Genomic DNA, 2,892 nt, shown 5'->3' with positions numbered 1-2,892 from the left:
GGGTGGCATGAAGGCCTATCTTTCCTGGGGTTATGCCAGCCCGTGTTCGAGAGTTATTTACTTTGTGCCTCAGTGGCTGAGGATACTGGACATATACACCGCAGACATACGCAGGCTTATATTCCGGCACCTGATGGGTAAAAGGCGGGAGGTCTTTGTGGCTCACACTCTCACCGATAGCGACCGCATTACCTTTAATTTCTTAGTACCTCTGGGTCTCTTAAGGGAAGATAGCTGCGTAAGAGAAGTCGAAATAGCCGAAACGCCGCTTGGTCCTGAGGTGCCCTACCAGAAGCGGCTGGAGTAGTAAAAAGTACGTCTAATACCAAATAAAAAGAAGAGGGAAGTTTATGCCCCGTCGCATGATAGAGCCCGACATCTGGCGAAATGAAAGGATTGGCAGTCTCCCTGACGCAGGACGGCTGCTATTTATCGGCATCTTTAGCAGCGCGGACGATGACGGCAGGCTTAAGGCATCGCCCAAGTACCTTAAGGCAATTATATTTCCTTACGATAACGATAAGACCGAGGATCTCATCAGGGAGCTAAGAGACCTCTGCAGTCAGTTGGGTCTGATACGGCTCTACAGCCAGAACGGCTGTGAGTATCTCGATATTCCGGGATGGAGGGAGCATCAAAGGATAAGAAAAGACCGCTATAACCCTTCCAGTCTCCCCGGTTTCGAGGATTGTGGTAACCAGACTGTAACCACTGCGCAACCAAATAGTAACCAGGTGGCAACCACTGGTAGGCACAGTATAGTTAAGTATAGTTTAGTTAAGTCTAGTATTTATACCCCTATAGCCCCCAAAGGGGGCAATCATAAAAATTCAGTCGACGCCAGGGAATTATTTGACCTCTGGAATTCACTGGGTGTGACTAGACACAGGAAGCTCACAGGTGACATGACGCGGGCCCTCGCGGCCGCCTCAAGGGATTTCTCCGCGGCGGAAATCTCCCAGGCGATCAAGAATTACGCACACATTGTCAACGATGAGCGGTGCTATTTCAAGTACCGGTGGACATTCAAGGACTTCTTAAAGCGCGGTTTGGAGAAGTTCCTGGATTTGGAGGTAGCCCTGAATAACTATCGCAAAGGAGGTGACGATGGATTCGATAAAAAGCGTGCTAGCCCAAGCGGTCCGCTTTCCGGAAAGCCAACCCCGTTTGACCCCAGCAAACCACTCCGGTGAGGAAGAGGCTGCTTGCCCTATCTGTGGCGGCGGTGGGGTAGTACATCCGATTGATGAGTTGGGTAAGCCGCGATATGACCGGACCGTGCCCTGCGAGTGCTCGCGGGAGCGGATTTTGCGAGAGCGGTATAAGCAGATGCTGAGCCGGTGTCAGCTTCCGGCCGCTACCGCTGGCTGGACATTCGAGAACTTTGACTCTAGCGGACCGCTTGAGGAAGCCTACGGACTGGCGCTAGAGCTTGCCGAAGGACGTGGCGATTTAAGGTGGCTGACGCTGGTAGGTCCGGTCGATGTGGGAAAATCCCACCTGGCGGTGGCTATCTGCCGGCGTTGGATTGATAGGGGGCAAGCGGCACGCTACGTGCTGGTACCGCTCATGCTTGAGGAACTGCGGGCAAGCTACAACCGTGAAGGGGAATACGACCGGCTGATGGATTTCTTGCTCACGGTGCCGCTCTTGGTGCTTGACGACCTGGGGACGCAGAAACCCACCGAATGGGCGGTGGAGAAGCTGATGCAAATAGTTGACTACCGCTACGTGAACGGGTTGCACATGGTGGTGACGACAAATCGATCCGTTGATGATCTGCCTGGAGATACTGAGCGGCGCATTGGTAGTCGATTACTGAGAGCCAGCTTCGCTAGGGTAGTTTATATAGACGCGCCGGAGTACCGGATAAGGGAGAGAGATGCCCACGCATCGGAAGCGTAGCCAGTATTAACCGAAATGGGGTTTGGCAAATGAGGAGTGGGGCCGAGTTCGTATCGCAAGCGGGGATAGAAAAACTGGATTTGAATTATATCGTTCAGCGGCTAAGGGAATGCGCTGACGAGCATGATTCTTGTCGAGATTGTCCTGACCTCAAAATCTGTGTAGCGGCTTATGATGAACGGTGCTCGTTTGGGATTGAAGGGAAAAAGGGAGACTTTAAGAAGTTGGGTAAGGATGTTAGCAATGGGAATGAAAAAGGCATCAAAACTAAATAACGGCGCCATGGTTCAGTCAAAAGAGCTTGGCACACAAAGAGCGATCAAAATAGCCCGGAAGGAGCACCGCTGCCACCGGTGCGGCGGCGTGATTAAAACGGGGGACAGCTTCACCATGCGGATGGACTATGAGGGCGGGAGTCTCAGGTTCTGTCCGGTGTGTCTTAACTGCGACGGCCGGTTTGAAAAAGAAAAGGGCAGAAAATGACGGAGCCATGGCAGAAACTAGCTGATGAATGGCTGGGTGAACTGGGGCGGCTCGGTAAGGAGTGGCCGTCTGAGCTTCAAAAAGCCATGGGGGAGTATGCGGAAACCCTCATGAGGGAGGCAATTGACCCGCGCCGGTTCATGGGGTTTCTCCGGAGCAGTGGTGCGGGCTTCGCCGGCTTTCCGGAGGTGCCCAATGGTGAATCCATGTGCGACCCCTATCTGATACTAGGCCTGGACCGGACAGCTACTGACGAAGAGGTGAGAAAGCGGTATCACAATTTGGTGCACAAGCTACACCCAGATACGGCGGGCGTTGAGGGCACAGAGCGTCTGTTTCAGATGGTGCTGGCGGCTTACGAAGCGATAAAGAGGGAGCGGGGCTGGCGGTGAACGGAGATAACGCAGTTCAACGCGTCTTCTAAACCGGACATATTCTTTGGGGCAAGGAGAAGTTAGTTATGAAAGAGGGCGACCTTGAGCTCTTACGGCAGATTGCCGAGCA

5 protein-coding genes are annotated in these 2,892 nt (G+C 53.1%); all 5 read left to right on the top strand.

Translation table 11 applies throughout. The features are described from left to right. Window positions 1-307 (top strand): hypothetical protein (locus PHI12_14760; protein MDD5512047.1); only part of this gene is annotated, 307 nt, incomplete at its 5' end. A gap of 43 nt (window positions 308-350) precedes the next feature. After that, on the top strand, window positions 351-1,193 hold the full coding sequence (locus PHI12_14755; GenBank protein MDD5512046.1) for a hypothetical protein: 843 nt from the start codon (window positions 351-353) through the stop codon (window positions 1,191-1,193). Continuing rightward, window positions 1,168-1,905: an ATP-binding protein gene (locus PHI12_14750; GenBank protein ID MDD5512045.1), complete on the top strand. Its 738-nt coding sequence runs from the start codon at window positions 1,168-1,170 to the stop codon at window positions 1,903-1,905. The genes PHI12_14755 and PHI12_14750 overlap by 26 nt, the downstream gene beginning before the upstream one ends. A 243-nt stretch (window positions 1,906-2,148) precedes the next feature. Then, the gene (locus tag PHI12_14745; protein ID MDD5512044.1) at window positions 2,149-2,388 is read left to right on the top strand and encodes a hypothetical protein; all 240 of its coding nucleotides are present in this window, start codon (window positions 2,149-2,151) and stop codon (window positions 2,386-2,388) included. Continuing rightward, the gene (locus tag PHI12_14740) at window positions 2,385-2,780 is read left to right on the top strand and encodes a J domain-containing protein (protein ID MDD5512043.1); all 396 of its coding nucleotides are present in this window, start codon (window positions 2,385-2,387) and stop codon (window positions 2,778-2,780) included. Before PHI12_14745 ends, PHI12_14740 begins: the two co-directional genes overlap by 4 nt. Window positions 2,781-2,892 lie beyond the last annotated feature (112 nt).

It is taken from the genome of Dehalococcoidales bacterium, assembly GCA_028716225.1.
Lineage (GTDB): Bacteria > Chloroflexota > Dehalococcoidia > Dehalococcoidales > UBA5760 > UBA5760.
Note: the sequence above shows the minus strand (reverse complement) of the source record. Positions and strands in the feature narration are given on the sequence as shown.

Coding starts and splice junctions, on each gene's coding strand:
- PHI12_14755 (MDD5512046.1), top strand. CDS start 351: ATGCCCCGTCGCATGATAGAGCCCGACATCTGGCGAAATGAAAGGATT.
- PHI12_14745 (MDD5512044.1), top strand. CDS start 2,149: ATGGGAATGAAAAAGGCATCAAAACTAAATAACGGCGCCATGGTTCAG.
- PHI12_14740 (MDD5512043.1), top strand. CDS start 2,385: ATGACGGAGCCATGGCAGAAACTAGCTGATGAATGGCTGGGTGAACTG.